Origin of the sequence: Streptomyces thermovulgaris, from assembly GCF_002155915.1 — a bacterium.
Lineage (GTDB): Bacteria > Actinomycetota > Actinomycetes > Streptomycetales > Streptomycetaceae > Streptomyces > Streptomyces thermovulgaris.
On sequence record NZ_MUME01000407.1, the window covers coordinates 1 to 3,398 of the forward strand.

3 protein-coding genes are annotated in these 3,398 nt (G+C 69.8%); 1 reads left to right on the forward strand and 2 read right to left on the reverse strand.

Annotated features, from left to right (window positions below):
• Positions 1-239: 239 nt before the first annotated feature.
• Both CCN35_RS25360 and CCN35_RS25365 read right to left on the reverse strand, forming a co-directional pair.
• Complete coding sequence (locus CCN35_RS25360) at positions 240-1,238, reverse strand: sigma-70 family RNA polymerase sigma factor (protein ID WP_067396218.1); 999 nt, start codon at positions 1,236-1,238, stop codon at positions 240-242.
• A 462-nt stretch (positions 1,239-1,700) separates the two neighbouring features.
• The gene (locus tag CCN35_RS25365; protein WP_067396215.1) at positions 1,701-2,492 is read right to left on the reverse strand and encodes a dioxygenase family protein; all 792 of its coding nucleotides are present in this window, start codon (positions 2,490-2,492) and stop codon (positions 1,701-1,703) included.
• Positions 2,493-2,613: 121 nt separating this feature from the next.
• Between CCN35_RS25365 and CCN35_RS25370 the strand changes: the two genes are divergently transcribed.
• A complete protein-coding gene (locus CCN35_RS25370) occupies positions 2,614-3,141 on the forward strand; it encodes a MarR family winged helix-turn-helix transcriptional regulator (RefSeq protein WP_086794466.1) in 528 nt (175 codons plus the stop codon).
• Positions 3,142-3,398 lie beyond the last annotated feature (257 nt).

Here is a 3,398-nt window from a genome sequence, read left to right on the forward strand (position 1 = left end):
GAGTCCCGACGCACTCCCCCCGGCGTCGGGACTCGGCTCGGGGTACTGGCACGTGCTCATGACATCAGGCGCGCACCAGAGGGCCGGGTTCGGTTCCCGGGAACCGAACTCCCGGGCTTTGAAGGGTTGTTCCCACGGCCCCGCCGCTTGAAGCGACGGTACACGGCCATGTTTGCGCGGTCTTTCGCCACCGGGCGTACGCGGTCGGCGGCACCGTCGGCACGGCCGGATCGCTCGTGTCACGCCGCCGCGTCGAAGCCGGTGTCGCGGGCCAGCTTCTTCAGCTCCAGCAGCGCGTGCTTCTCGATCTGACGGATGCGTTCGCGGGTGAGGCCGTGCTCCTTGCCCACCTCGGTCAGCGTGCGCTCACGGCCGTCCTCGATGCCGTACCGCATCTTGATGATGGACGCCGTGCGCTGGTCGAGGCGGCCGATCAGCTCGTCCAGCTCCTCACTGCGCAGCAGGGTCAGCACCGACTGCTCGGGCGACACCGCGGAGGTGTCCTCCAGGAGGTCACCGAACTGGGTCTCGCCCTCGTCGTCCACCGACATGTTCAGCGAGACCGGGTCCCGGGCCCAGTCCAGGACGTCCGTCACCCGCTCGGGCGTCGAGCCGAGCTCCTCGGCGATCTCCGCGGGCTCCGGGTCACGGCCGTGCTCGCGGTTGAAGTCGCGCTGCACGCGGCGGATGCGCCCCAGCTCCTCCACCAGGTGGACGGGCAGCCGGATCGTGCGGGACTGGTCCGCGATCGAGCGCGTGATCGCCTGACGTATCCACCAGGTGGCGTACGTCGAGAACTTGAAGCCCTTGCGGTAGTCGAACTTCTCCACCGCGCGCACCAGGCCGGCGTTGCCCTCCTGGATCAGGTCCAGCAGCGGCAGGCCGCTGCGCGGATAGCGCCGGGCGACGGCGACGACCAGGCGCAGGTTGGAGCGGATGAAGACGTCCTTGGCCCATTCGCCCTGGGCGACCAGGGCCTCGAGCTCCTCGCGGGTGGCGTCCGTCCTGGACTCCTCGTACCCGTCGAGGATCTGCTGTGCGAACACACCCGCCTCGATCATCTGGGACAGCTCGACCTCCTTGGCGGCGTCGAGCAGCGGTGTACGCGCGATCTCGTCGAGATACATGCCGACCAGGTCGCGTTCGGCGATCTCGCCGTCGTGGGCGCGAACACTGCTTGCCGCGTCGACCGTCTCGCCGATGGCGGACTGACGACGGGCGACGGCGCGGGTTGCCATGCGTGCTCCCTTGCGATGGTGGGTCAGCGGGTGGTCCTCGGGACGCCTGGCACGCCATCCGGAGTCCTGAGAACTCTCCTCGGGTGCCCTGCATCCGTGGGAAACAACGACTGGAATCGGGACAGAATTCCCAAGCCGCCCTCAAATTTTCTGATCATGCAGTACCCTGCCGCGCCGCAGCCGGTCGGCCTCTTCGCCGACGGCCCGTACAGCCGCAGGTCAGAGCGGGGACGAGAGCTTCCCGAGAGCCTCCGTGGACACCTTCGGCACCCCCGGAAATGAGATCCCCCTCACACTCCCTTCACTCCAATGGAGCAGTACGTCACTCTCGGCCGCCTTCCACCCCCATGGACGAGTCCGACTGGCGGAAGGTTGCCGCAACCCCGGACTCCCGGGAAATTCCTCCCGCTCCACACCCTCCTCTTACGCGGCAAAAGCGCGCACGTCTCACTTCCGGCCACATCAGCCGAACTGCACCGACCTCTTGGCCAGCCCCATCCAGAAGCCGTCGATCACCGACCTCTGCGCCTCCAGTCCGCCGCCGGCCTCCGCGGCGCCCATGGTCACGAACAGCGGGGCGAAGTGCTCGGTGCGCGGATGGGCGTAACGGCCGGCCGGGGCCTTGTCGAGGAAGTTCAGCAGGGCGTCCCAGTCATGGGCCTCCAGGGCGCGCCGGCCCCAGTCGTCGAACTCCGCGGACCAGCTGGGGACACCGTCGCCGGCGTACCGCAGCGCGGCCAGATTGTGGGTGAAGAAGCCGGAGCCGACGATCAGCACGCCCTCGTCGCGCAGCGGCGCGAGCCTGCGGCCGATGTCCATGAGCCGGACCGGGTCGAGGGTCGGCATGGACACCTGGAGCACGGGGACGTCGGCCTCGGGAAACATCTCGGCGAGCGGCACATAGGCGCCGTGGTCGAGGCCGCGGCCGGGGACGTCCTGCACGGGCGTGCCGGGAGAGCGCAGCAGCTTCCGCACGCTCTCGGCGAGCCCGGGGGCGCCGGGCGCCTCGTACCGCACCTGGTAGTAGCGCTCGGGGAAGCCCCAGAAGTCGTGGACGAGCGGAACGGTCTCGGTGGCGCCGATGGCCAGCGGGGCCTCCTCCCAGTGCGCGGAGACCACGAGGATCGCCCGGGGGCGGGGCAGGCCGGCGGCCCAGGCGGCGAGCTGACCGGGCCAGACGGGGTCGTCCGCGAGCGGCGGGGCGCCGTGGCTGAGATAGAGGACGGGCATGCGCTCCGAGACGGGGGCGGACATGACGGCGGCTCCCTCCGGTGCGGTGGCACCTGGAAACGATTTGCTTGAACTCTAAAGTTCCACCTCGAGGCTAGGCCGCTTTTGTTTAAACTTCAAGAATACCCCTCGTAGAGTGGGACGCATGAACACGGCATCCGCATCCGCCCCCGAGCCCGCCCCCACCGGGACCCACCGCTGGCTCACCGCCGAGGAACAGCGCGTCTGGCGCTCCTACCTGCACGCCACCACCCTCCTCGAGGACCACCTCGACCGTCAGCTGCAGCGTGATGCGGGCATGCCGCACCTCTACTACAGCCTCCTGGTCAGGCTCGCCGAGGCCCCGGACCGCCGGCTGCGGATGACCGAGCTGGCCATGGACGCCAAGATCACCCGCTCCCGTCTCTCGCACGCGATCGCCCGCCTGGAGACCAACGGCTGGGTGCGCCGCGAGAACTGTCCCTCCGACAAGCGGGGCCAGTTCGCGGTCCTGACCGACCAGGGCATGGACGTGCTGCGGCGTACCGCACCGGGCCATGTGGCCGCCGTACGCCAGGCGCTGTTCGACCGGCTCAGCCCCGAACAGCAGAAGTCCCTCGGCGAGATCATGCAGATCATCGCCGAGGGCCTCCAGCCGAACGAGGCGGGCGCGGACCTGCCCTGGCTCCGCTGAGCCCCGCACCGCCCGGCCCGGAGACCCCCGGCCCCTGCCCGTCAGGCGGGGTCACAGGAAAGGGCACTGTTCACACAGCGGCGGCACCGCACACGACCGGCAACCGGACGAGCCCGGCGGGCAACACCCCGGCAAGAGCGAACCGGTGGACCCACGAGCCGACCAAGCCGGCGAAGGCACTCCGGAAAGCCCGGGGAAGCACCCCTGCCGCACCCACCCCGACCCGAACGGGAAAAGCAGGCCGAACGGGGAAAGCC